General features: G+C 51.8%; 19 protein-coding genes and 1 pseudogene. 18 read left to right on the top strand and 2 right to left on the bottom strand.

The window, feature by feature from the left end; all coding sequences use genetic code 11:
- Nucleotides 1-85 precede the first annotated feature (85 nt).
- The 17 genes from RAC89_RS25895 (at nucleotide 86) to RAC89_RS25815 (ending at nucleotide 21873) form a co-directional block, all read left to right on the top strand.
- Nucleotides 86-1633, top strand: coding sequence for a sulfatase family protein (locus RAC89_RS25895; RefSeq protein ID WP_306616625.1), 1548 nt, complete (start codon nucleotides 86-88; stop codon nucleotides 1631-1633).
- 11 nt (nucleotides 1634-1644) lie between these two features.
- On the top strand, nucleotides 1645-3300 hold the full coding sequence (locus tag RAC89_RS25890) for a sulfatase family protein (protein WP_306616624.1): 1656 nt from the start codon (nucleotides 1645-1647) through the stop codon (nucleotides 3298-3300).
- A complete protein-coding gene (locus tag RAC89_RS25885; protein WP_306616623.1) occupies nucleotides 3297-5546 on the top strand; it encodes a glycoside hydrolase family 3 C-terminal domain-containing protein in 2250 nt (749 codons plus the stop codon). Before RAC89_RS25890 ends, RAC89_RS25885 begins: the two co-directional genes overlap by 4 nt.
- 173 nt (nucleotides 5547-5719) lie before the next feature.
- Nucleotides 5720-6742 carry a response regulator transcription factor gene (locus RAC89_RS25880; protein WP_306616622.1) on the top strand — a complete coding sequence of 341 codons (1023 nt, stop codon included), beginning with the start codon at nucleotides 5720-5722 and terminating at the stop codon, nucleotides 6740-6742.
- Between the two features lie 32 nt (nucleotides 6743-6774).
- On the top strand, nucleotides 6775-8580 hold the full coding sequence (locus tag RAC89_RS25875) for a cache domain-containing sensor histidine kinase (protein WP_306616621.1): 1806 nt from the start codon (nucleotides 6775-6777) through the stop codon (nucleotides 8578-8580).
- 259 nt (nucleotides 8581-8839) lie between these two features.
- Entirely contained in the window at nucleotides 8840-9796 is a 957-nt protein-coding gene (locus tag RAC89_RS25870; protein ID WP_306616620.1) for an ABC transporter permease, read from the top strand.
- Between the two features lies 1 nt (nucleotide 9797).
- Nucleotides 9798-10667, top strand: coding sequence for a carbohydrate ABC transporter permease (locus RAC89_RS25865; protein WP_306616619.1), 870 nt, complete (start codon nucleotides 9798-9800; stop codon nucleotides 10665-10667).
- Between the two features lie 59 nt (nucleotides 10668-10726).
- Nucleotides 10727-12166: a sulfatase family protein gene (locus RAC89_RS25860; protein WP_306616618.1), complete on the top strand. Its 1440-nt coding sequence runs from the start codon at nucleotides 10727-10729 to the stop codon at nucleotides 12164-12166.
- Between the two features lie 13 nt (nucleotides 12167-12179).
- Entirely contained in the window at nucleotides 12180-12827 is a 648-nt protein-coding gene (locus RAC89_RS25855; protein WP_306616617.1) for a chromate transporter, read from the top strand.
- Between the two features lie 19 nt (nucleotides 12828-12846).
- The gene (locus RAC89_RS25850; RefSeq protein ID WP_306616616.1) at nucleotides 12847-13386 is read left to right on the top strand and encodes a chromate transporter; all 540 of its coding nucleotides are present in this window, start codon (nucleotides 12847-12849) and stop codon (nucleotides 13384-13386) included.
- Nucleotides 13387-13410: 24 nt separating this feature from the next.
- Nucleotides 13411-14364 carry a formylglycine-generating enzyme family protein gene (locus RAC89_RS25845; RefSeq protein WP_373430062.1) on the top strand — a complete coding sequence of 318 codons (954 nt, stop codon included), beginning with the start codon at nucleotides 13411-13413 and terminating at the stop codon, nucleotides 14362-14364.
- A 58-nt stretch (nucleotides 14365-14422) separates the two neighbouring features.
- Nucleotides 14423-15748: a sulfatase family protein gene (locus tag RAC89_RS25840; RefSeq protein WP_306616615.1), complete on the top strand. Its 1326-nt coding sequence runs from the start codon at nucleotides 14423-14425 to the stop codon at nucleotides 15746-15748.
- 178 nt (nucleotides 15749-15926) lie between these two features.
- On the top strand, nucleotides 15927-16787 hold the full coding sequence (locus RAC89_RS25835) for an alpha/beta hydrolase (protein WP_306616614.1): 861 nt from the start codon (nucleotides 15927-15929) through the stop codon (nucleotides 16785-16787).
- Nucleotides 16788-17110: 323 nt separating this feature from the next.
- Nucleotides 17111-17989 (top strand): pentapeptide repeat-containing protein, encoded by an 879-nt coding sequence (locus tag RAC89_RS25830; protein ID WP_306616613.1) that lies wholly within the window; start codon nucleotides 17111-17113, stop codon nucleotides 17987-17989.
- A 319-nt stretch (nucleotides 17990-18308) separates the two neighbouring features.
- Entirely contained in the window at nucleotides 18309-19859 is a 1551-nt protein-coding gene (locus RAC89_RS25825) for a stalk domain-containing protein (RefSeq protein ID WP_306616612.1), read from the top strand.
- A gap of 160 nt (nucleotides 19860-20019) precedes the next feature.
- Complete coding sequence (locus tag RAC89_RS25820; RefSeq protein WP_306616611.1) at nucleotides 20020-21243, top strand: multidrug effflux MFS transporter; 1224 nt, start codon at nucleotides 20020-20022, stop codon at nucleotides 21241-21243.
- Nucleotides 21244-21621: 378 nt separating this feature from the next.
- Nucleotides 21622-21873, top strand: a complete 252-nt coding sequence (locus tag RAC89_RS25815) for a YolD-like family protein (RefSeq protein ID WP_306616610.1) — start codon at nucleotides 21622-21624, stop codon at nucleotides 21871-21873.
- Nucleotides 21874-22169: 296 nt separating this feature from the next.
- On the opposite strand, the pseudogene RAC89_RS25810 reads toward RAC89_RS25815, so the two are convergent.
- Nucleotides 22170-22407 (bottom strand): annotated as a pseudogene (locus RAC89_RS25810) (alpha/beta-type small acid-soluble spore protein).
- A 487-nt stretch (nucleotides 22408-22894) separates the two neighbouring features.
- On the opposite strand from RAC89_RS25810, the gene RAC89_RS25805 reads away from it, so the two are divergent.
- Complete coding sequence (locus RAC89_RS25805; RefSeq protein WP_306616609.1) at nucleotides 22895-24877, top strand: methyl-accepting chemotaxis protein; 1983 nt, start codon at nucleotides 22895-22897, stop codon at nucleotides 24875-24877.
- Between the two features lie 286 nt (nucleotides 24878-25163).
- On the opposite strand, the gene RAC89_RS25800 is transcribed toward RAC89_RS25805, so the two are convergent.
- Nucleotides 25164-25745, bottom strand: a complete 582-nt coding sequence (locus RAC89_RS25800) for an MgtC/SapB family protein (protein ID WP_306616608.1) — start codon at nucleotides 25743-25745, stop codon at nucleotides 25164-25166.
- Between the last annotated feature and the right edge of the window lie 208 nt (nucleotides 25746-25953).

Here is a 25953-nt window from a genome sequence, read left to right as displayed (position 1 = left end):
ATAACGACGAATGTAATCGCACCCTATATGATGAAGAGGAAGACTTGACTGCACTTACTATATTGAGAAAACGGAGCTGAAACGAATGAGAATATTGTTTCTTGATTTGGATTCTACAAGCCCGGATCACCTTGGCTGTTATGGCTACCAACGGAACACTTCGCCGAATATCGATCGTATCGCCGCGGAAGGCGTGCGTTTTACGAATTATTATACCTCCGATGCTCCCTGCGCCCCGTCCCGGACGGCGCTGATGAGCGGCAAGTTTGGTATTAACAATGGCCTTGTCGGACATGGCGGTACGGCAGGGGATATGAAGCCGGAGGGACGCGAGCGTGAGCTCATGGGCAAGCTGACACGCGGGGGCTCACTTCCTTCCTACCTGAATCTCGTAGGAAATCTGAACACGGTGCTGATCAGTCCGTTCCCGCAGCGGCATTCCACCTTCCACTTTTACGCAGGCTTTAATGAGATCATGAACACGGGAGGCTATGGCAACGAATCCGCGGAGGAAGTTACCCCTACGGCGCTGGATTGGATTGAGCGCAATGCATCGAAGGATGATTGGTTCTTGTACATCAACTACTGGGATCCGCACACCCCATACCGCGCACCTGCGGAGTTCGGCAATCCGTTCGAGAACGATCCGCTGCCGGAGTGGCTGACGGAGGAGGTGCTTGAGAGGCATAAGAAGCTCGCAGGCTCCCACAGCGTGCATGAGCTGAATATCGATTATCGGGAGAAAACCTACACGAATTCGACCAGCCCGGTATTCCCTCGTTATCCTGGCGACATTATGAACATGGATGACATGAGACGCATGATCGACGGCTACGACTGCGGAATCCGCTATATGGACGAGCATCTCGGCCGTTTGTTCGCAGCACTCGAGAAGCAGGGTGTGATGGAGGACCTTATCATTCTGATCTCCGCCGACCACGGCGAGAACATGGGACAGCTCGGCATCTACGGAGAGCACGCCACGGCGGATCAAGGCACCTGCCGCATTCCGATGATCATCCGCTGGCCGGGTATGAAGCAGGGAATTGTGGACGAGGGGCTGCATTACCATCTCGACCTGCTGCCGACATTTGCAGAGATGTTTGGCGGACCGGCCGCTCCTGAGTGGAGCGGGTCGAGTTATGCTCAAGCTTTGAAGGAAGGCACTAACTGCGGCCATGACTACCTGGTTGTATCCCAATGTGCACATGTGGCGCAGCGAAGTGTCAGGTTCGGTGACTGGATATACATCCGTACGTATCACGACGGCTTCCATCTGTTCGACGAGGAGATGCTGTTCAACCTGAAGGAGGATCCGAAGGAGCAGAACAATGTAGCCGCCGAGTATCCGCAAGTGTGCCGTGAGGCTGTGTACTATTTGAACCAATGGCATGATGCTGCGATGCGTAAAAACACCGATGCCGTTGATCCACTGTGGACGGTTATTAAAGAAGGAGGTCCGTTCCACGCGCGAGGCTATTTGAAAAATTACATTGAACGGCTGGAGGAAACGGGCCGCGGCGAGCTCGTGCCGGAGCTGGTCCGCCGACATCCGAATGAATTCCCTCAGGAGCCAAGCGCCTTCTACGGTGAGATGATGGCTCGAATCAGCGCCAAAATGATGAAGAAGTAGGGGGAATTGCCATGAGCACGAAACCGAATATTCTCTGGATCTCGCTGGAGGATACGAGTCCCCGCTTCGGCTGCTACGGGGATTCGCTTGCCAGGACACCGAATATCGATAGGCTTGCTCAGCAAGGGCGGCTGTACCGCAATGCCTTCGCGACGGCGGGGGTTTGCTCCCCCAGCCGATCCGCGGTCATTACCGGCATGTACCCGACCTCCATTGGGACACATCATATGCGAACGGAGCATGTGAATCCGAATACACCGGAGCTGCCGACCCCTTACCTGGCGGTACCCCCCGCTTACGTCAAGACATTTACGGAATATTTGCGGGCCGACGGCTATTATTGTACGAACAATTGGAAGACCGATTACAACTTTGAGTCGCCGCTGACCGCATGGGATGAGAATGGGAAGCAGGCCCATTGGCGCCATCGGGCGCCGGGACAGCCTTTCTTCGCGGTGTTCAACCATATCCTCACCCACGAAAGCAGCATGTGGGGCGATTTGTTCCGTAAGATGCTGCACCCGGAGCAAGGAACGGAACGTCCGCTCATCACCGACCCGGATCAGGTGAAAGTGCCGCCCTATCTTCCGGATACGCCGAAATCGCGGGAGTCGCTGGCCCGGTATTACGATCTGATCGAGGAGGCGGATCACTATGTCGGCGAGCTTCTGAAGCAGCTGGAGGAGGATGGACTGGCGGAGAACACGATCGTATTCCTCTGGAGCGATCACGGGGAGGGCTTACCGCGAGCGAAGCGCTGGCCTTACGATGCGGGTATCCGTGTTCCGCTCATCGTACGCTGGCCGGGGGTGCTGGCTCCCGGAGAGGTGTCGGAGCAATTGGTCAGCCTGCTCGATCTCGGACCGACGGTACTCTCGGCTGCCGGGGTGACGCGGCCGTATCATCTGGCGGGCCGGCCGTTCGCCGGAGCGGAGGCGGAGACGAGGGAATTTATCTTCGCGACCCGCGACCGCTATGACGAATCGTATGATATGGTCCGTGCGGTGAGGGATCAGCGGTTCAAGTACATTCGTAATTACCATCCGGAGATGCCCTATTTGCCATGGATCCGCTTTAGCCACCAGCATCAGATGTTCCAGGAGCTGTGGAGGCTGCAGCTTGCCGGAGAGCTTGAAGAGAAGCAGCAGCTGCTTATGCAAACGAAACGGCCGGCGGAGGAGCTGTATGATTGCGAGGAGGATCCCTATGAGACTCGCAATCTAGCCGGGGACCCTGCGTACCGAACTACGCTGGAGCGGATGCGTACGGAGCTGGATGCTTGGCGTGCCAAGTACGATGTGTGGGGAGATGTGCCTGAATCGCAGATGGTCACCCAGATGTGGCCAGGCGGACAGCAGCCGCAGACGGCGGCGCCGCTCTTCATCCCGATCAATAGCGGGCTGCCGGGGCTGATCCCTGCAAAGGAAGGCAGCTATGCGGAGCCGACGGCGGTGCTGCTGCATTGCGCCACACAAGGCGCATCGATCGCTTACACGACGGATGAAGGCGAGGAACCGAGGTGGAAGCTGTACACGGGTCCGATCGTACTGCCCGAGGGCTCGCTCGTGCTGCGTGCGAAGGCGGTGCGTATTGGCTACAAGGACAGTGATGAGGTGAATGCTTCGTTTGCTGTGGAATATACTCACGAAGGGGTGGATCTCAGTTGAATATTCAAGAAATCATGGAAAAATTGACGATCGAGGAAAAAATCAGCCTGCTGGCCGGGGGCTCATTCTGGACAACACAGGCAGTGGAGCGTGTAGGGCTTCCGTCGATTATACTAACCGACGGTCCGCACGGACTAAGGCTGTCCATGGGTACGAACCCAGGGCAGATGCTGATGAATACGCAGCCGGCGACCGCCTTCCCCATTGAAGCGGCCATGGCGGCAACGTGGAACGAAGCGCTGATTGAGGAGATGGGTGCCGTCATTGCAGAGGAATGCCAATACTACGATGTCGGCATATTACTCGGACCCGGTATGAACGGCAAACGTTCGCCGCTGGGCGGACGCAATTTTGAGTATTTTTCCGAAGACCCTTATTTGACCGGCCGCATGGGTAATGCGTTCGTAAAGGGTGTGCAGTCCGGCGGGGTGGGTACGTCAATCAAGCATTTTGTCGCCAATGAGCAGGAAACGAATCGGATGGTCGTCAGCTCCGAGGTGGACGAACGAACGCTGCGCGAGCTGTATATGCTGCCCTTCGAGATGGTAGTCGGGGAGGCGAAGCCGTGGACGGTGATGTGCTCCTACAATAAGGTGAATGGCACGCATATGGCGAACAATGACAAATACCTGAATGGTGTGCTTAAGCAGGAATGGGGCTTCGAGGGGCTGGTCATGTCGGACTGGGGAGCGGTAGGAGATAAGGTGGCGTCGGTTCAGTACGGATTAGACCTGGAAATGCCGGGACCAGGCGCCCGCAGTGCGGAGGTGCTGGAGGCGTACCGTAACGGACAGATCACCGATGAGCAGCTGGATGACCATGTCCGCCGCATTCTCGGAGTCATTGCGCGCGTACTGGAGAATAAGCGGGATGTCAGCTCCATTGATGTGGAGCAGCATCATGGCATGGCGCGCAGGGTGGCGGAGGAAGCTATCGTATTATTGAAGAATGACGGAAACGTGCTGCCGCTGACCAAGGGTGCGAAGGTAGCTGTAATCGGTGCGTTCGCGAAGGAGCCGCGCTTCCAGGGCGGCGGCAGCTCCCATATGAATCCGGCGATGCTGGATAGCCCGCTGGAGGAGATCTCCAAATACGCAGACACCGTTTATGGCGCCGGTTATGACGAGAAAGGCAGCGACGAGCTCCTGAAGGAAGCTTGCACGCTTGCGGCGGGCCGGGATGCAGTTGTCATTTTCGTGGGCACGACGGAGATCATTGAGAGCGAAGGGTATGAGCGGGAGGACCTGAACCTACCGGTAAGCCATACACGCCTGATCGAGGCAGTGGCCAAGATCAACCCGAATGTCGTGGTCGTTGTGAACAGCGGCTCAGCTACAGACATCGGTAAGTATGAAAGCCGGGTAAAGGGGATTGTGCAGGCTTGGTTGCCTGGTCAAGCCGGCGGTTCGGCGATCGCGAATGTATTGTTCGGAGAGGTAAATCCGTCGGGCAAGCTGACGGAGACATTCCCGCTGGCGCTTGAGCATAACCCGTCCTACCTGTCGTTCCCGGGCAATGTGAAACAGGTCGTCTACACAGAAGGCATCTATGTAGGATATCGTTATTACGATACCAAACTTTTGGACGTGAAGTATCCATTCGGCTTCGGATTGTCCTATACATCCTTCGAGTACTCGAATCTTCGGTTATCCAACTCCCGTCTGACGGATGGCGATGTACTGAAGGTAACGGTAGATGTGACCAATGTGGGTGCTCGTTCGGGCAAAGAAGTCGTGCAGGTCTATGTCCGGGACATTAAGTCCTCTGTGCCCAAAGCGCTGAAGGAGCTGAAGGGCTTCGCTAAGGTTGATCTGGCCCCGGGTGAAACCAGGTCGGTGGAGATCGAGCTGAACGAGCGGGCATTCTCTCATTACGTCGAGCATCTGGGACGGTTCGCAGTAGAATCGGGCGAGTTCGAAATTCAGGTGGGCGCGTCTTCCCGGGACATACGCTTGCTCGAGAAGGTAACGTACACTGCGTCGGAGGACGTGCGTGAGCCGCTTACTCTGCTGCATTCCCTGCAGGAGTGGATGCGGGACGACCGCCATGCGGCTAAGGTGCAGCGTGTCATGGCGCAGCTGAATATTAGCTCTGACAATCCGATGTATCCACTGTTCTTGGGGATGCCGATCCGGAAGATTCTTGGCTTCCTCTTCTCCATGGGGTACCCGCAGGAGGTCATCGCCGAACTGAACGGTTTGTTCGGTTTGGATGAAGGCTCCGGCAAGCAGGAAGCAGTACGATAAAGGATGACGACAGCCCTCGGTTATGGAGGGTTGTTTTCATTTAGTTATACCAATGCGGCAACGGCTCGGCTGGTTCGGTTGACAGCCGTCCGCCCGGCTCGCTATAGTGAAGCTAGATAACGATATCCGGTCGTTCGGCTCCCGTAGCTGAGCGCTGATCAAGGGGGCATCAAATGTATCACGTACTGGTGGCTGAGGATGAGCATTGGATCCGAAGCGGGATCGTCGAGATGGTGGACCGGATTGGCGGCGGTTTCAAGGTAACCGGAGAAGCCGGGGATGGTGCGGAGGCATGGAACCTGATACAGGAGCTCTGTCCGACTGTGCTGATCACCGATATCATGATGCCGAAGCTCGACGGACTGTCACTTCTCAAGAAGATTGATGAGATCAAATTTCCCATAGTGAGTATTATTGTAAGCGGTTATGATAACTTCTCGTACGCACAGCAGGGCATTCGGTATGGCGTCTCGGAATATTTGCTGAAGCCGGTGCGTGAGGACGCGCTGAAGGAGGCGCTTGAACGTTCGCTGCAGCGGTTGGAGCTGTTGCATCCGGCTCATGACCAGCTGATGCGCATCCAGGAGTTTATTGAGCGAATCCCCTCCATGGATACGCAGCAGGCGGTGACGGAACAGGCGCAGCTGGTCGCCACGATTCAGAAAAACCGAAGCAGTCATCCGAGCACGAAGCTGGGGCTGCTGCGCATGCTGGCAGGGAAGCTGAAAGACCTGCTCGACTATACGTACCCTGAGCTGGAACGAAGCGCTCCTGCGAATGAGCATACAGAGGAAGCGCTGAAGCGGCATGTCCAGCAGCTTGTCGAACAGTGGTGTCAGTTTGGACAGCAGCAGCAGCAGCACAAGCGATCCTTCCGGCTTGTTATGAAGAAGGCCTGCGACTACGCGGAGACGAAATATATGCAGGAGATCAGCCTCACGCAGATTGCAGATTACGTAGGGCTCAGCGTATCCCACTTCAGTGCGTTGTTTAAGCAGCATGCCGGTGATTCCTTTGTCAACTACTTGAATAAGGTTCGTATCGACAAGGCCAAACAGCTGCTGCTGGAACCGGACCTGAAAATTTACCAGGTTGCCGATATGGTCGGATTTTCCTCCTTGCCTTATTTTAACCGGGTCTTTAAAAATGTTACGGGGTTGTCCCCCAACGAATACCGCAAGGGAATGGGGATATAAGCATCGTCATCCCGGAGAAGAAGGTAGCACTTATGAGACAATTTTGGCATCGATTTCCGATCAAGGTCAGCATGGTTATATTGTTCCTGGCGATCAGTCTCCTGTCGATGGTGCTCATGGGCATGATCTCCCATATCAATTACAGCAATGCGGTTGTAAAGGATTTCCACACCGTGACCGATGAGGCGACGAAACGGCTGCATCACCATCTGGAATTTTACTTCGAGCAGCTATCGCGTACGACCAAAGCCCTGCTTAAGGACGAGCTTATACAGCGATGGTATGAGGGGAATCAGGGGCTAACCCCGTTTGATTTAGAGGATATGGAATCGCTGCTGCGGCGCCATGTATCCTTCAATTACAATGAAATCACGGGGATCTTCCTGATTTCTCTGGACAAGCGAATCTTCTCCTCCCGAACCTATCAATCCATAGTTACGGACTACACGACCGAGCCATGGTATACCATTCCGTTTTCGGAGCAGCGGGTGCTCGTACCTACTCATAAGATCACTTATCCGCAGCAATCGGGAATGTCGGTCATTTCGATGATGAATCCGGTATACAGCAATGCAACGCTGGAGCCCGTCGGCTTCTTCGTCATGGATTTGTCTCTGAAGGAGATTGAAGCCACCTTGGAACGCTCGCGTTTGGGCGAATCGGGGCAATTCATGATTCTTTCGACAGAGGATACGATCGTATATCATCCCAGGTCGGAATGGCTCGGCCGCAAGCTCGGGGATACGCCGCTAGGGCGGATGGCCGTACCTGCAGAGGGGGGAGTCGGCATCCAGGAGCTGGACGGCAAGCGAATGCTGGTTTCCACCAGCAGCTCCAAGGTGCTCGGTTGGCGCGTCGTAGCGATGGTCCCGTTCGACGAGATGGCCAGCGGGCTGTATTCAGCGCGGAATGCGACGTTGGTTGCCTTTGTTTTGATTGCAGTGATGGTCATTCTTGTGGTGCCGATGGTATCGAATCTGTTCGTTCGGCCGGTGCTGCATCTCAAGTACAACATGAACCGAGTATCACAGGGTGATTACTCGACACGTACAGAGATTCGGCAGGGCGAGAACGAATTTCAGAAGCTGAACTACAGCTTCAATAAGATGGTGGACCAGCTGAATGAGCAAATGGAGACGATATCGGATCTGAAGGTTCGCGAGGTGCACATGAAACTGAGGCAGAAGGAAGCCTATATTCAAGCGCTGCAGAATCAGATCAATCCGCATCTTCTGTACAATTCACTGGATGTTATTAAGAGCATCGGATACCTTAATAACGACGATCTGGTTGTGAGCATGGCCGGAAATTTGGCTGATGTGTACCGGTATACCGCCAAGATATCGGACAACGAGGTTACGCTGAAGGAGGAGCTCTCCATCCTTGAAAAATATCTCGAGATTACGCATATTCGTTTTCCTAAAAAGTTCATTAGCCGCATCACCGTGAATCCGAAATTCCATAATTGCTTGCTCGTCAAGCTGTCTGTGCAGCCGCTTGTGGAAAATGCTGTGAAATACGCGGTGGAGCCAAGGGCCGGAGATGCGGCGATCCTGATCAGCGCATACGACGATAAGGATGATCTTGTGATTGAGATTGCAGATAATGGCGACGGTGTTCCGGAAGAGAAGCTTGCGGTAATAGAGGAACACCTGAAGCTGATATCGGAACACGCGAACGAGCAGGAATTTATTCGCAGTGAATCGCTTGGCGTTGTGAATGTCCATGCGCGGCTGTTGTTGAAATACGGCGAGGGCTACGGACTGAAGCTGGATTCGTTCCCGGGACGAGGAACCGTCGTATCGATCCGGATCCCGCTGCACTATCGCAGCGAGTGAAACAAAACCTCACGAAACCGTGTGGCTGGGGTTACTAAGGATTTTTAGATTAACACAAGATTCAGACGCAATAAAGCCGCCTTGATAGCTGCCTATCGAAGCGGCTTCTTTTTTATGTCTGTTATCATTCGAGCGGGGACTGAAATGTTATAGCGCAGCTGGAGGTTTAGAAATCAGAGGATTGTGTAACGACGAAATCGGCTACTGCGCTTATGATGAGGACATAGCAAAGGTAATGACACTACAGGAGGGAACAATTATGCGAGCAGAATCGACAGTCGAGCTTGTCCGACCTAAGGCGCAGGTGAAGCGCAGCGCAGCCTGGAAGGAGTGGAAGCGGGGGATGCCTCTATACTTCATGATCTTGCCAGGGTTATTATTTTTCTTAATCTTCCGATACTTGCCAATGGGAGGCATCATTATTGCATTTCAGGACTTTAGTCCGTTCGCGGGCTTCACTGGCAGTGAGTGGGTTGGCTTCGCCCATTTCCAGCGATTGTTCAGTGAGCCGGACTTTTGGTCCCTATTGAGCAACACACTGATTCTGAGTGCGCTGAACCTGTTCTTGTTTTTCCCGGCTCCGATCCTGATCGCGGTTGTCTTGAACGAAGTTCGTATCGCCTGGTTCAAGAAATTCGTCCAAACCGCCGTCTACATGCCGCACTTCCTGTCGTGGGTGGTTGTTGTAGGGATTACGGTCATCCTCTTCGCCACGCAGGACGGTGCCATCAACAAGGGTCTCGCCAATGCCGGCTTTGAGCGAATTGAACTGATGACCGACCCGGATTACTTCCGTATTGTATATATCCTGCAGAGCATCTGGAAGGAAGCTGGCTGGAACGCGGTCATCTTCCTAGCGGCGCTGGCCTCCGTTGACCCGACGCTGTACGAAGCAGCTGTCGTAGATGGAGCAAATCGGTGGAAGCAGCTATGGTATATTACGCTCCCGGCGCTGCGTGCAACCATTATCATCTTGTTTATTCTCAGATTGGGACATGTCATGGATATCGGCTTCGAACATATTTATCTGATGCAAAATTCCCTGAACCTTTCCGTTTCCGACGTGTTCGATACGTATGTGTACCGGGCCGGCGTATTGCAAGGGGAGTTCAGCTTCACCACTGCCGTAGGTTTGTTCAAATCGGCGATAGGTCTGACCCTGATTCTGCTCGCCAACAAGCTCTCCAAGAAAATTGGAGAAGAGGGGGTATATTAGTATGAACGCATTCGACGCACGCGGAAAGGATCCTGTATTCAGCTCCCTCATTTATGGGATTATGGTTTTGTCACTCCTTATCATCGCAGTCCCTTTCATCTATGTCATCTCCAGCTCCTTCGCAACGGAGCATGAGATTATGTCCCGCGGATTCTTCATCTTCCCGCATGAATGGTCGATCGAGGCTTACGGCTATTTGTTAAGCAATGCAGACTTCAAGACCGCTTTCGGCAATGCGGTTACCATTACGGTTACCGGTACTGCCATTAACATTCTGCTGACGAGCCTAATGGCCTATGGACTTTCCAAGAGCTGGCTGCGCGGGCGTCGTACGATGAACTTTATGGTGCTCTTCACGATGATCTTCGCCGGGGGGATGATCCCAACCTACCTGGTCGTTAAGGAGCTTGGGCTGCTTAACAGCTATTGGGCACTGTATCTGACCAGCGCGATCGCACCGTTTAACCTTATCGTAATGCGCAGCTTCTTTCAGAATATACCCGGGGAGCTGGAGGAATCGGCACGGATCGACGGCTGCTCGGAGCTGAGATTGTTCTGGCAAATCGTCATGCCATTGTCCATGCCTGCTGTGGCGACGTTCACCCTGTTTTACGCGGTTCACAACTGGAATACTTACTTCTATGCCATATTGTTCCTAAATAACTCACAAGACATGCCGCTTCAGGTGTTCCTGCGTCAAATGCTGATCGAGACCGATTCCGGCATGTCCGATGATGCGGGGGGCTACTCTTATACTCCGGCGGTGAAGATGGCAGCGGTCCTGATTACCGCAGTGCCGCTCCTGGTAGTTTATCCTTTCCTGCAAAAGTACTTTAACAAGGGAATGCTGATGGGTTCGGTCAAGGGGTAAGCAAGGGTAAGCAAGGGTAAGCAGACGAATAGGTATAACATTAAAAAGGAGATATGAAGATGAACCAGAGCCCCGATATTCTTGTCTTTCTGAGTGATCAGCACCATGCTAAATATGCAGGCTACGTCGGCCATGATACGGTACGGACGCCGCATATGGACCAGTTAGCGGAGGAAGGAACGGTGTTCGAGGCTGCATATACGTCATGTCCCCTGTGCGTCCCTTCCCGCATATCCATGCTGACCGGACAGCTGCCGGAAAAAACCGGCGTTTACGATAACAACGGCGCCCTCGGCGGTGATCAGGCGACGTTCCTCCATGGTATTGCCGCTGCGGGTTATGAGACTGTGCTGTGCGGTCGGATGCATTTTCTCGGAGATGACCAGCGCCATGGCTTCACAAGGCGGATAATGGGGGAGATGACGCCTCTCTATTGGGGACGCTACGGACCGCACCGTAAGGATCTCGGACCCTACGTCGGCACGATGGCGAACCAGAGCCTGAAGATCGTCGGCGGAGGCACCTCTCCCGTGCTGGAGTACGATAAGGCCGTCATCAGGGCTGCCCTGGAGTACCTGCAGCAGGAGCATCACAAGCCGCAATGTATTGTTGTCGGCACCTACGGCCCCCATCATTCGTTCGTGGCGCCGCCGGAACTTTATCAGCATTACAAGCCGGTTGCCGGAGTCCCGGATTCGTTCTACCGGGAGAACGGGCACCCTGCACTGCAGGAGCTGCACGAACAGTTCCAAGCGCTGAACGAGGAGAACCTGATCAAGGTTCGGGCTGCGTACCTCGGTATGATCGAGACGATTGATGGGCAGCTCGGCGAGGTGCGAAGCGCGTGGCGGGAGTATCTCAAGCGAAGCGGGCGGCCAGGGGTGTTCGTGTATATGTCCGATCACGGGGAGCAGGCGGGAGAACAGCGACTTCTCGGAAAGAGCACCTTCTACGAGGGCTCGGCTGCGATCCCGATGATGATCTCCGGTCATGGGGTCATCGCAGGTCGCCGCGTCTCGCAGCCGGTCAGCATCATGGACCTTGGTCCCACGCTGTGCGAATTCGCCGGTGCAGATACACCGCCCAGACCGGATGGGATCAGTCTGAAGCCGCTGATTGCCGGAGGACCTGAGTCCGATCGTTATGTTATCAGTGAATGCATGGCGAATGTGGACGGCAAGCCGGTGCCGGGCAGAATGCTTCGTTGGAGGCAGTGGAAGTACGTTTCGTATGCAGCACTCGATTCTCATGATATGCTGTTCGACCTGAGCGCCGACCCTTGTGAGTTGAACAATTTGGCCGCCGATCGTACCGATATCGCACAGTCACTCCGTGACACATTGTATCAATCGTGGAATATCCCGGCGATTGTTGAGAAGCATACCGCCAAGGTAGAGCATCATCGGCTGTTGTCCAAGTGGGGATACATCGTTGATGTGGCCGAGCCGGAGCGGTGGCCAGTGCCTAAGGAGGCTACGGCGCTTCCGGTGGTGGAATAAGGGAGGCCAGAGCATGAAACCCATATCCTGGCTGCTGCTTGGACAGATCTTCTGGTCCTTCTTCAAGATTGGTCCTGTTACCTTCGGCGGAGGTTATGCGATGATACCGTTGATTGAGCGTGAGGTCGTGGAGAAGCGTAAGTGGGTCAAAAACAAGGATATTGCGGACATCTTCGCTATATCCGAGTCGATTCCTGGCGCTATCGCAATTAATTCGGCCTCCTTCGTCGGCTTCCGCATTGCAGGAATTCCCGGTGCTCTCGCTGCAATGACCGGGGTGCTGCTTCCGACCTTTCTTATTGTTATCGCCTTGTGTATCCTCTTCTTGCAGGTGCAGCATCATCCCAAGATCGTGGCTGCCTTCCAGGGCATACGTGCAACTACCGTCGCCTTAATCGTCTATGCGGGCATCAAAATCGGCAAGACTGCCGTTCTGGACAAAACAACGCTTATGATTGTGATGGGTACGGTGATCGCTATGCTGTTCGGACATATGAACCCGATCCTCATAATCGTAGCAGGCGCTTTGCTTGGAATAGGACTCGTCGTTTTGAAGAACAGACTGGGTATGAAGGTGCCCCTAGACGATGAAGAGCATACGGAGGAGGCTGGAGCACCACGATATAAATATACGGATTATTACGTTGGCGACGGCATCTAGGCGAAAGGAGCTGCTTCCTATGATGTATTGGGAGCTATTTATCACATTTCTCATGATCGGGTTCGTCTCCTTTGGTGGAGGCTATGCCATGATACCTGTCATCGAACGGCAGGTGACCGCGCATGGCTGGATGACCATACAGGATTTTACCGACGTCATTGCGGTAGCAGGCATGTCTCCCGGTCCGATTGGAACGAACAGCGCGATCTTTGTGGGTTACCAGGTCGCGAAGCTGCCGGGAGCCATCTTCGCTGCAGCGGGTATGGTGCTTCCATCGTTACTTATTGTGATTCTCGCAGGGCTTTTTTTCAGCAAGATCGACCGCAACCGATGGGTTCAATCTGCATTTTACGGACTTAGGCCGATAGTTACGGGATTAATCTTCTATGGAGCCGTCCGCTTTGCTATCAGTAACCATATCATCGGCGAGCTGAACGGGGCGACGCTCGTCGCCATGCTTTTCTTCGCCTGCTCCTTGCTGGCGCTTTTGAGATTCAAGATGCATCCGTTCTTCGTCATCATGATCTCAGGGCTCACAGGGATTGCTGTGTACAGCTAAGATAATGGAGGAGGGTTGGTTCATATGGAAAAAAGGTCCTGCTGCTCCATATCCAGAACGAGCAATGTAACTACCATTGGTAAGCAGGAGACATTCTTCTCATCTAGGAGCAAATCCGCAGAAATCTTAGATATGGTTAGGCTGCCGGGGGGGACCTTCCTGATGGGCACTGAGGACGAAGAGGGCTTCCCCTCGGACGGAGAAGGGCCCATCCGCAGTGTTACGGTACACCCTTTTTCTATTAGCCCGTATACGGTGACGAACGCACAGTTTATGAGCTTCGTAGAAGCGACGGATTATGTGACGGATGCGGAGAGATACGGCTGGTCGTTCGTGTTCCACCTGCTCGCTACTGCGGCTGCCAAGGTTACTCAGGTGTCCCAAGGCACACCTTGGTGGTGGAACGTTGAAGGAGCTTCTTGGAGACGGCCGGAGGGACCGGACTCTACCATGGAGGATCGGCCGGATCATCCGGTTGTGCACATATCCTGGAATGATGCTAGGGCATATTGCAAATGGTCGGGCACTCGACTGCTGACAGAGGCGGAGTGGGAGTATGCGGCACGAGGCGGGCTTGTGCAAAAGAAATATCCCTGGGGTGACCTTCTGAAACCGAGTGGAATGCATATGTGCAACATTTTTCAAGGCAAGTTCCCGGAGAAAAACAACGCCGGCGACGGATACATCGGCACCGCGCCTGTTCATGCGTTTCCTCCGAACGGGTATGGTCTGTATCAAATGGCCGGGAATGTGTGGGAGTGGTGTGCCGATTGGTTCAGCAGAGACTTTCACCGTAAGGATGTAGCCGTGAATCCGAAAGGGCCGGGTCACGGGGAGTCAAAGGTGATGCGCGGAGGCTCTTATTTATGCCATAAGTCCTATTGCAATCGATATCGTGTAGCTGCTCGTACGTCGAATACACCCGATAGCTCATCGGGAAATATCGGGTTTCGAGTAGCGGCGGATGCAGCAGAGTGATTGTGCAAAGCTTCTATGAACCGTTCTATTTATCTTAAGAAATTAGGGGGCGTAACGAGTGAAAAACGTTATTATGATCTCTACCGATCAGCAGCGGATCGATGCGATGAGCTGTATGGATCCAAGCTATCATACACCGAATCTCGATCGTCTGGTTGATCGCTCCGTACTCTTCACCGGGGCAATCAGCACCTCGGCGCAATGCTCGCCTTCGAGGGCGAGCTGGATGACCGGAAAATTCCCGCATCAAGTAGGGGTCTATCAGATCGGTCATACACTGGATCCCAAGGGTTGGGGGATTGCCAAGGAATTTAACAAGGCCGGCTATGAGACGGCGTATTTCGGCAAATGGCATTTAGGCTTATCGCCGGCTGATCACGACTTCGCCGTAACGGATTACCGACTAGATGGACTTGAGCTGGGCGGAGCCAACGATGATCCGCGGTTCCACAGCAATAAGGATGCAATTTCGACGACGCAAGCGCTAAATTATTTGGACGATTATTGCGGGAGCAAGCCGTTCTTCCTTAAGCTGAATTGGTATATGCCGCATCCGGATACGCCGGTTGACAAGCCCTTCGAGCTAATCGAACGCTTCGCGGAACAATACCCGCTGGAGCAGATGCCGGTTCCGAACACATTCTACTCCGACGATCTGTCGGGGAAGCCGCCGTTTCAGCGGGAGCGTTCCTCCAAAGGGGAGTCGGAGCTGACGGAGGAGCTGGTACGCCGGGACGCTCAACGGTATCGCAGCTTGGTTGCGCTTATGGACACCTACCTCGGACGATTGCTGGATAGGCTGGAGGAAAAGGGAATGATGGAGCATACGGCGATTCTGTTCACTAGTGATCATGGGGATATGCAGGGGGCCCACCGGCTGCGTCTGAAGGGCGTACTTCCTTACAAAGAGCTATATAATGTGCCCATGATCGTATATGTGCCGTGGGTGCAATCCAAACGGAAGGTCATCCCCGATCTCGTCTCGACCGCAGCGGTTACCGGTACATTGCTCGATGCAGCGGGCATTCCATTGCCGGAGGAATGTGAAGGAGGTTCACTGCTGCCGGTTATGGAGCGGTCGGAGCCTCTTACGGGGGAGCATGTGTTCTTCGAACACTATAAGGCTTATTGGGGACGCCATCCGATGGTTGGCATTCAGACCTCGAGGTATAAATATGTATATTATCTTGAGGAGAACCTCGAGGAAATGTATGATTTGGTGAACGATCCGGACGAGGTTCGGAATATCGCTGGGCAGCCTCAGATAGAGGAGCAGCGTGCGGAGCTCCGGCAACGGGCCGTAGCATGGTGGGAAGCTACCGGGGGATTCTCGCGAGAACCTATCATCGATCAGGAAAGCGGATGGATCAAGATGGGCTTTTAACCGCAGCCGCCTTAGGCTGAATTGCTATAATCGTATTGCCGCATCGGAGAGTCCAGTTCGAAGCAAACCACGCTTCATCTGTGGTATCTAACGTCTGTTTGACCAAGACTGTATCAAATACTATCCTTGGCCATAGTCCTGACGAAATGTTATGATTTAGGCAGGATGGTGATGATTCATGGAAAATGAAATCTTTTTGTTCCCGGGCAAGGCCCCGGGATCCGAGAAAGTACACATGGAAGAGATCATTTTTGAAGAGCCTTGGGAGCATACCTATAAAAGGGTGATTAAGGGAGTAACTGCACCGTCGCTCATTCCCTTTATCCCGGAAAAGCCTAACGGAGCTGCCGTTATTGTAATACCAGGGGGAGCCTACCGTAGACAGGTGTTTAATCTGGAAGGCACAGATATCGCAGAATGGCTGAATTCCTTCGGTGTCACAGCGTTTGTTCTAAAACACAGAATGCCGGGCGACGGACATGAACAGGCGCTCGATGTTCCTTTGCAGGATGGGCAAAGAGCCGTCAGGCTAGTGCGCAGCATGGCCTCTCAATATGGGATCAACCCTGCAAAAGTAGGAGTGATGGGATTTTCTGCGGGCGGTCATCTCGCTTCTGCTCTAGGTACCTGTTACGACAGAACAATCTATGAACCTATCGATTCAGTGGATCAAATCAGTGCAAAGCCCGACTTTCTGGTTTTATGTTATCCTTGTATTTCCTTGAGGGGTTGGAACACAAACGACGGACGGGACCGCTCGACTCCAATTATGGAAGTGTTGAAGAAATACAGTACCGATGAATTGGTTACTAAAGATACGCCAACATCATTTATTATGGTTGCTGACGATGACACGATAACCCCGGCAGAACACAGTGTCAACTTCTATCTTGCATTGCGAAAAGCACGCGTCCCCGCCGAGCTGCATGCGTATAGAGCGGGACAACACGGTTTTGGCATGGGGACGACCAAAGGTCCGGTGCAAAGCTGGACTGCGGCATGCCGAAGCTGGTTGGAAACGGTGATAGAGATTGCCTAGGTTACCGATATTTGATCCAGGGAGCAGATTGCCGCGGCAGCTGCTCCTTCTGTCGTTAATTACAAAAGGGCGGGACGGAATTAAGCAATCCCGAGTGGCGGAAAAATATTTTACATATGAACGGAAGGAAAAAATTGGTTTGCGTAGAAATTGTTATTGCGAATATATATTCGCATATGACATCGCATATGCCGCAAGATGATACAGTTTGTTGCCGTTCTACCCACCAAAATGAAATTTTTGTTGGAGTGCAATGTCCGATGAATGCGACGTCAACCGCTTGTCAGCCTACTAGTCCACGAGTTATTGAAGGAGGAGAAGAAATGGAGATTATCGATCAGCGGGAGAACAAGCAAAAAGTCGTGGTACGGAATTCCAGCCTTACAGGAGCGGAGTTCGAAAATTGCCGTGCGGAGGAAGTATCGTTCCGCAACGTTTCGCTGCCCAATTTCCGTGTTGCATGCGCGGATTTGAGCGGAGCGCATTTCAAGGACGTCAATATGTCGAGGACTTTCATCACCGATGCCAACCTGTCAGACCTGGAAATCGACGGGGCTCAGCTAGGTGGGGCTTATATCCACAATATCGGCCTGCCGCCGAAAGGGCACCCGGCCTACCGGGAAGATCAGGGGCGACAGCGTCCGCTTCGATTCGAGATGTGCGAGCTGACGGGCAGCACGATATCTTTGTCCGATCTCAGCGGCGTTCGCATCGAAGGGTGCAACATCGAAGGACTGACGATTGACGGCATCGATGTTTCCGCTTTGCTCAAGCGCTACAGAACGGAGGGACAACCGGAAGCCAAGGCGAATCGGGAGGAGCAGCCTAGGCGTACGCCGCTCTTGAAACGGACGGGTGCGGCATTCGTTCCAGTCAGCGATATCGAGAAGGCTAGGGATTGGTATTGCCGGATTTTAGGGATTCCCGTCGAATCCGTTCGTATAACGAACGGTCATCTGTGTTCGATTCCTGTTGAAGGGTCTGGACTCATTTTGGATACAATGCCGATGTGGGGCGGTAAAGAGCCCGGCGGTCCGCCGACATTCCAAACCCCGGGCTTCATGCTGCTGACGGACGATCTCGCTGCCTCGTATAAGTATATGAAGGAGCAGGGCGCAGAGCTCGTCACCGAAATCGAGTACGATCACTGGTTCGCCTTCCGCGATCCGGACGGCAATCTGTTGATGGTCTGTAAGGCTTAGCGAGGAAAAGAGTGGCTCCCTCGGAATGCAAGAGCACGGCTTTCGCTCCAAATATGGTCAGGCTGCCCGACCGGCCGCTGACGATGACCGAGCACCCAGTAGAAGCGGGTTGGTTGCTCGGTTTGCGCGCGCATATCAACGAGAGGCTTACGCAATAATCCAGTGGCAGTCTTGGACTTTGATATCTCGGTCCAAGGGTGCCGCTGTTTTTTTAGCATATATAAGACCCATCAGGATCCGAATCAGTGCTGATTTAGAAATTGCAGTTTGGCACTTCTCCTAGTAAACTGGTAATATTACGTAAACACGGGAGATTCTAATGAAGAAAACCAAACGATTCCGCAAATTCTTGTTGGCAGGACTTTCCCTTTGTTGTTTCCTGCCTTCCTATGCCCATGCCCTTAATAATCCCGACGCTCCATCGGTACTTACATTAAAATTAAATCAACAAACTGCTCAAGTCCGTGGGAATGCCGTTACACTAGAAACAAGTCCCATCTTGCAAAATGGTGTTACGATGGTACCATTACGATTTATTGCGGAGGCTTTAGGCTCAAGGGTGTCATGGGATGAGTTGACACAGACGGTTACTCTACAGAAGGATGCGACAACCATTCAGCTAACGTTGGCTCATTCCGAGGCACGTGTGAACGGTGTCTCCCTTTCATTGGAGCAACCGGCCACAATCATAAAGGGCACGACCTTGGTGCCGCTTCGCTTCATTAGCGAAAGTCTCCAGCAGACGGTGACCTACGACAACAACTCGCAGGTAATTACGATCACAAGCATAAAGAAATCCTCCCCCGTCCTCGTTCCCGCGAAAAAGAAGCTGAGCAGACCTACGGTCGATAATTTAACGGAGCGGGACACGCAGTACAGCACTATTCCAATTGTAATGGGCAATACGATCAGCTACAGGGCAGCAAAGGAATTTCTGGATCTTACAGTAGATAAGAATGACAACATCTATACACTGGATATCAGTAGGGACCGCTCGTCAGCAACCGGACATCTCATTTCGATGTACCGGTCGGCCGAGGGCAAGCAATTGAACCCGCACATCATGCTCACCGAGAAATTCAATTTCAATTACACAACTAAGAAAAACGGTGAATCGAAGCTGCTGTATTTCGAGCTGAATCCGCAAAGACTATATTATGATGAGTTGAAGGACAAAGTATACACGTACGCTAACGTCACACAGCAGGGGATCTCATCCGAATCGGTAAGCTTCGCTTTTTTCGAGGTTGTTCCAGAGGTTGAGCTTATCACTTATTCCAAAGAGGAAGATATATTCGGTGAATTCAATTTTTTCTCAACCACTAGTGATGGAAAGGTATATTACAGCAATAGCTACCAGAACAAGGTATATACTGTTGGAAAAGATCAATCTGTCACAACAAGCTTTATGCCTAGAGAAGCCAAGCTAAGCCAACTCGTTTCCACGGTATGGGAAGGACAAACTTATTTGCTCGATAAAGCGAACAAGCGTATTCTCCGTATCCAACCGAACGATACGATTACACAGGTAGCTACGGTGAGCCTGGAAGAAATCCTGGAAGCTTCATCAAGAGACGGCAGCTTTTATGTACACGATCATCAAGGGTTCTATCGCATAGATATCCATGGTAAGATTGAACCGTACGTCATGCTGGACCAGTTAACCTATCAGCGGGGGCTTTGGAATCCCGGAACCGGCTCATATGATGATACGGAGCCACAGAACGCGGATAAGCCCCTTTTCATGGGCAATTCAACGGAAATCAGTCTCACAAGCCCAACCAAATTTAGTATGGATACCCGCGGGAATATCATATTGTTTGACAACAACCGCCATATGCTGAGACGAATTAATTTGTATGAAAAATAGCATTATTGCACTTAAGACCGTGTCTCCGACATGGTCTTTACTGTAGGAAAGTCATTATTTTGTTTCCGGGGTTGATGAACAGGGAACTAGGCAATTGGCCGGATATGGTTTACACTCATTACTTACGTCTTATACATCGGAGTAAAGGAGTATGTTAACAATGAATAAGGAAGAAGCCCTACAAGACCCGGCCGACGTGAGCAAACCCTCGAAGGCGACCTTGGTCGCGATTCTCGGCTCGTTGGCGATGATGGGGCCGCTTACCATCGATATGTATTTACCTGCGCTGCCCGCCGTTGTGAGCGAGTTTCAGACGACGGAATCGTATGTGCAGCTCAGCTTAACATTCTACCTAGTTGGTCTTGTTCTCGGCAACTTACTGGCAGGACCGATTAGCGACGTCAAGGGAAGAAGGGCTCCCATGCTGCTCGGACTGGCGGTGTATGCGGTATGCTCGCTTCTGTGCGCATTCAGCCCGAACATTTGGTGGCTGATCGGGCTGCGGGCGCTGCAGGGCTTCTCCGGAGCGGCGGGAATGGTTGTCTCCAGGGCGGTAGTGCGGGATCTGTTTTCCGGTACGGAGATGACCAAGTTCATGACGATGCTGATGGTCGTCAATGGGGCCGGGCCGATTATCGCGCCGATCATCGGGGGACAACTGCTGCGGTTTACGTCATGGCGTGGCGTATTCGTCGTGCTTTGCATCGTCGGGATACTGCTGTTCTTCAGCGTTTTGTTAGGGCTGAAGGAAACTCTGCCTCCGAGCCGCAGGTCCGCAGGGGGTATCGGCCGGACGCTGACCACTTTCGGCTCACTGTTCCGGGACCGGGAGTTCATGGGCTTTGCTCTTTCCTCCGGGTTCGTTACCGCCGCACTCTTTGCGTACTTGTCCGGTTCCTCTTTTGTTCTGCAAAATATTTACGGCGTATCGCCGCAGACGTACAGCCTCATCTTCGCCGTCAACGGCTTCGGCTTCGTGCTTGCCTCGCAGGTTATCGGCAGGCTGGTGGGAAGAGTGCCTGAAATCAAGCTTCTGGTAGCCGGCTATGTCATTGCGGCTTCAGGGGGGATCCTCCTGCTCGCCATGGTGCTGACCGGTGCCGGGATCCCCGGAGTATGGCCGGCTTTCTTTCTGATCGTATCGAGTGTTGGAGTAGTGGGGCCGACCAGCTCGTCGCTGGCGCTGCAAAATCAGGGTAAGAACGCCGGCAGTGCCGCTGCATTGCTGGGTGTATTGTCGCTGCTGTTCGGGGCGGTTACTTCGCCGCTCGCCGGAATCGGCGGCGGAGAATCCGCGCTGCCGCTCGCGATCTTGATCGCCGTCACCTCCTCCAGCTCCGTACTTTGCTACTTGCTGCTGATCAGGATGCGGCAGAACGTGTAACATAAACCAACAAGGCTGCCGGGATTAGCAGCCTTGTTTGCGTTTTAATCAGTTACGGAGAGCTTTTGAAGTTCCACTGTGGAGGCATTTATATTCCCATTCTTCGATGACTGGATGATACACTGGATCCGTCTGTTCTGCATCAATGGACCGCCCCACTCTATTCGGAGACACTGGGGCGTCCGGCAGCCGTCGAATGGCGCATCCATCCCCGTCTGCGCATGTCCCACATGCCTAAAAGATATAGGAAGCGCTTGGTGAAGATGAAATTGCCGGAAAAGGCAGGAATTTATTAAGTATTTTAAGTTTACGCCACTTTTTTCTTAAAGAGTTTTTCCTATCCTAGAATCGAACCATAGGTTTAGGAGGACGTCGATAGTGGCAAAAGGAAAGATACCTAAACGACCGACATGGGACGAATTTGTTTTAGAGGAATTAACATATCAAATTAATGAAGCATTACATGAGAAATCAGAAGTGTTGCTAACCATTTGGGCTTGGGAAGAACAGCTCCGGGGTCAGATCGTACATTTGGATTCAAGGACTGGTAAAATCCATATAAATAAGGGAAACGAAACTGTAAAGGTATCATTTTTGGATATTATGAGCCTTGATTATCCAAGGGACTAGGCCAATTATTTGGCGAAATCGTCACGGATATTTCCTCCGTCTCCCTGGTAGTCCAAGAAATAGAGCAAATACAAATTATATTTCCGACAGCATCAATGGGATGGTCACCAGTATTCATTCATTAGCTGATATCGCAGCAGCAAATAACTTAGAAACGCAATCCGTATCGGCAGCCAGAAGAACAACTCGCTTCTATGGAAGAGGTAACTGCTTCAGCCAATGCACTGTCAAAATGGCAGATGAGCTGAATGAGTCAGTGAGTCGTTTCAAATTGTAAACAAAAACAACGATCCCCATTAAGCGATGTTAGTGGGGAAGCGTGTTCTTGCAAAGTGCTGCTCGGCGATTTGGACTTACGACGGACCATGTGTTCACCGATCGCGCCGGTATCCCGTGTGGCCCTATAGCCATAGTATCCGTCCTTAGGAATTTGAATGCCCACTCTTGGGCCACCTCATATTTAATTTTCTCTAATGCTTGTCTAGCTTGAGGGACTACCAAGATATTGTTGTTTCCGCTTTGTCCTTGAGCCATGTTTGTCATACCTCTACATGCAGTTTTATTTTGTTTCGTACAATAATCGTCCCCACACTATTTCCCTGAGAAGTCTCCATTGATATGTATTAGAGATAATATATTCTTCCCCCGAACAATCTCCTCTAACGTCCTAGGTGCTTGTTACCACTCCATTACCGTGAGGCATGGGGCTAGGTGTTGATTGGGACCTTTTATCGATGCGGCGTGACGGCTACATGGGGGGAATGGCTGCTGAAGAAAGAGCTGGGCGGCGGTCAATAAATCTCTTAGACATAAAGAACCAAAACGTAAAAAAATATGCGGTTGTGCAAGTTTTCCACAGGCATGAGCTGTGAAATTTACGTCCCCCCGCATTTTTTTTGCGTTCTCTTGAAAATTGGACTTGTTTGTAGTAAGTTTATCTACATATTTAGACATTTTATCATTAGATAAGTGGTTCCGAAGTCCTAGTTAAGAGGTTTGGCTATAGTATAGGAGGAAATATATGTTTAAGAAAATGAAGTTAAAGCAACGGATGCTCTTGACCATTTTAGGATTTATCTTGATTACACTTGGTGGATTGGTAGCTTATGTGGGGAGCAGCAGTCAAAAGTCGGCACTGAAGGCAGCCTATGAATTAACGGCGGCATCTAGTGGTCTCATCGCAACGAAGGTCGAAAAGGATGTTGCAACGGCAATGGATATCGCCCGTAACCTGGCGGAGTCAATGGAAGCTATGAAGACAGAAGGGAAAACGGATCGTGCTCTTGTTAACGCGATGCTTAAGAATATTGCTGAAAACCATCAGGAATTTTTGGGAGTTTGGACGCTCTGGGAACCGAATGCCTTTGACGGCGAGGATGCCAAATATGCGGGGAAACCAAATCAGGACTCTGATGGTCGTATGAATATCGCTTGGTCTCGTTCAGGGACTGAAGTAAAGTTCAATATCTCTACAGGGTATGAAAAACCGGGTACAGGCGATTATTATTTGCTGGCCAAAAACAGCGGAGAGGAAACGCTTCTCAATCCTTACTTGTATAACTTAATGGGTAAGGACATGCTAATGAGTTCTGCCGTTGTACCGATACATGCAAATGGCAAAGTAGTCGGTGTTGTCGGCGTGGATTTGAGTATGGATGCATTACAGGAAATGGTCGATGGATTCAAGTTGTATGAGACCGGGTTCGCGGGTGTTTATTCCAATGATTCTCGAATTCTTACGTCGACCTTCAAAGAAAGGATCGGTAAGCCTTATGCTGAGGTCTTTACAGGAGACGATACAGTACCTGCCGCCGTTGCGGCTATCAAAGAAGGCAAAGAGCTTACCATCACGGATGCGAATGGGCAATATAAGCATTTTACGCCTATCGGCATCGGAGCCTCAAAGACTCCTTGGTCTGTGGCTACCGTTGTTCCCTTAAAGGAAGTAACAACAGCTTCGACGAAAGTTTTGATCAATACGTCGATTGCCGGAATCGTTGTACTGTTCATTATAGCTGGAGTCATCTATTTGTTAACCAACAGCATTGTTAAGCCAATCGTTGCATGTGCCGAGATGGCTGATACGATGGCTAAGGGTGACTTTACTCAGCAAATGGCTGATACCTATCTCGACCGTAAAGACGAAATTGGAATTCTTGCTCAATCGTTTAATACCATGAGCATGGGTCTTCGCAGCATGATTGGCCAAGTGATGCAATCTTCTCAGAACGTCGCAGCAGCCAGTCAAGAAATTTCTGCAACAACCGAACAGATCGCTAGCGGCAGCGCATTCCAAGCTGAAGCGGCTCAAACGATGCAGGTGTTGTTCTCCGATCTAAGCGCAGCTATCGGCACAGTAGCATCGAATGCAGAGGAAACCTCTGAATTAGCCGTCCGTACAAATACGATAGCTCGTGAAGGAGGGCAAGTTGTTGAAGGCTCCATTAAAAGCATGGAAGAGGTCAACAAACAGGTAACCTTGCTGGAGCGGGATTCGAATCAAATTGGTGAAATCATTGAGGTCATTGACGACATCGCGGATCAGACAAATCTGTTGGCGCTGAATGCCGCCATCGAGGCAGCGAGAGCGGGCGATCAAGGGCGCGGATTCGCAGTAGTAGCGGACGAAGTGAGAAAATTGGCGGAGCGAAGCAGTGAAGCCACGAAGCAAATCACCTCGATTATAAAAGGGATGCAAGAAAACACCACGAACGTAGTAAAGGCAGTGGATTCAGGTGTGACACAGTCGCAGCGAACCGGAAAAGCCTTCGAAAATATTATCTCTATGATCGGACAGACAGAAAATAAGGTGTCCGAGATCGCGGCAGCCTGTGAAGAGCAATCCGCCCAAACGCAGGAAGTAATGAATTCCATTCAAAGCATTTCAGCTGCAAGCCAAGAGGCTGCTGCGGCGTCGGAGGAAACAGCAGCAACATCTCAAAGCTTGGCTAAATTAGCCGAAGAGCTGAACGACTCCGTCGCAAACTTTAAAACAACAGTGTAATTTCATTACTGAACCATAGTTTAACCAAATCCTTCATGGCAATGAAGGATTTTTGTCATGTTTATAAGTACCTGTTAGGGAGTCCTGATGTGAAGCCAGCAACTCAGGGTGGAAGCCGGTTTTACCGATTGGCCTCTATTCCGGATTTAAACCGGAAAGGATCTAGCAGCCATATGTTCGCTAGGTTCTGCTTATACGTGCGGTCTTGTCTTGTGCACCGGCAGCAGCCCGGCCAGACAAATAGCCGTAATCAATCGTTAAAACATCGCCCAGCCTCGATATTTTGTCAACCGAATGTGCCAGTTTGGCCCGGATCAATGCCCGTTAATGTGAACCGGAGCAGCGTATTACGCTGTCCTGCGCTCCCGTCATCCACGGCCTCCTCAGACTGAATATAAATGTGTTTAATTTTTAATCCTTGAGTTTCCATTTCCCTTATAATGCTGCTCATGCAACCCGGTGTATCTTTGATTTTACAGGACAAATGATGTACCCGCTGGTTTCTGGTGAACGACTTCTCGAATTTATTCAATAAAAACAAGCAGAAAAGAACGACAACTGTCACGAGCCCCGCACCGTACAAAAAGCCTGCACCTACGGATAGTCCGATTGCGGCAACTGCCCAGATCGAAGCGGCCGTAGTAAGCCCGGTAACCGTTAACCCGTTCCGGAGTATTGCACCTGCCCCCGGGAATCCTATCCCGCTGATGACTTGTGCAGCCAAGCGGGCAGGGTCTATCCTCACGTTTACCTCATAAGCAAATTCGGAGAAGCCGTAAGTCGAAAGCAGCATAATTAAAGCCGCCCCGACGCAAACCAGGATGTGTGCTCTAAAACCCGCGGCGTGATTGTTCCATTTCTCTTTCAAAGCCTATCAATCCGCATAAAACTACAGCTGTGATAATGCGAAAAGATAATTCAGAAAGAGAGATTTGCCATATCTCAACTGAATGCCCTCCAGGGCATGGATTGAAACTCTCCAGAGAACATCATTGATGTGATGGTAAATGACCTGCAGAGTGAGCAGGCGTGATTTAAAGGGCTCAAGTTTATAAAGGCACTACCTTTAAACTTGA

This window comes from Paenibacillus sp. GD4, from assembly GCF_030846225.1.
GTDB lineage: Bacteria > Bacillota > Bacilli > Paenibacillales > NBRC-103111 > Paenibacillus_G > Paenibacillus_G silviterrae.
This window is presented reverse-complemented; position numbering and strand designations above follow the sequence as displayed.

Excerpts from the sequence above, each read along its gene's own strand:
- RAC89_RS25895 (WP_306616625.1), top strand. The coding sequence starts at position 86 with ATGAGAATATTGTTTCTTGATTTGGATTCTACAAGCCCGGATCACCTT.
- RAC89_RS25890 (WP_306616624.1), top strand. The coding sequence starts at position 1,645 with ATGAGCACGAAACCGAATATTCTCTGGATCTCGCTGGAGGATACGAGT.
- RAC89_RS25880 (WP_306616622.1), top strand. The coding sequence starts at position 5,720 with ATGTATCACGTACTGGTGGCTGAGGATGAGCATTGGATCCGAAGCGGG.
- RAC89_RS25875 (WP_306616621.1), top strand. The coding sequence starts at position 6,775 with ATGAGACAATTTTGGCATCGATTTCCGATCAAGGTCAGCATGGTTATA.
- RAC89_RS25870 (WP_306616620.1), top strand. The coding sequence starts at position 8,840 with ATGCGAGCAGAATCGACAGTCGAGCTTGTCCGACCTAAGGCGCAGGTG.
- RAC89_RS25865 (WP_306616619.1), top strand. The coding sequence starts at position 9,798 with ATGAACGCATTCGACGCACGCGGAAAGGATCCTGTATTCAGCTCCCTC.
- RAC89_RS25860 (WP_306616618.1), top strand. The coding sequence starts at position 10,727 with ATGAACCAGAGCCCCGATATTCTTGTCTTTCTGAGTGATCAGCACCAT.
- RAC89_RS25855 (WP_306616617.1), top strand. The coding sequence starts at position 12,180 with ATGAAACCCATATCCTGGCTGCTGCTTGGACAGATCTTCTGGTCCTTC.
- RAC89_RS25850 (WP_306616616.1), top strand. The coding sequence starts at position 12,847 with ATGATGTATTGGGAGCTATTTATCACATTTCTCATGATCGGGTTCGTC.
- RAC89_RS25845 (WP_373430062.1), top strand. The coding sequence starts at position 13,411 with ATGGAAAAAAGGTCCTGCTGCTCCATATCCAGAACGAGCAATGTAACT.
- RAC89_RS25835 (WP_306616614.1), top strand. The coding sequence starts at position 15,927 with ATGGAAAATGAAATCTTTTTGTTCCCGGGCAAGGCCCCGGGATCCGAG.
- RAC89_RS25830 (WP_306616613.1), top strand. The coding sequence starts at position 17,111 with ATGGAGATTATCGATCAGCGGGAGAACAAGCAAAAAGTCGTGGTACGG.
- RAC89_RS25825 (WP_306616612.1), top strand. The coding sequence starts at position 18,309 with ATGAAGAAAACCAAACGATTCCGCAAATTCTTGTTGGCAGGACTTTCC.
- RAC89_RS25820 (WP_306616611.1), top strand. The coding sequence starts at position 20,020 with ATGAATAAGGAAGAAGCCCTACAAGACCCGGCCGACGTGAGCAAACCC.
- RAC89_RS25805 (WP_306616609.1), top strand. The coding sequence starts at position 22,895 with ATGTTTAAGAAAATGAAGTTAAAGCAACGGATGCTCTTGACCATTTTA.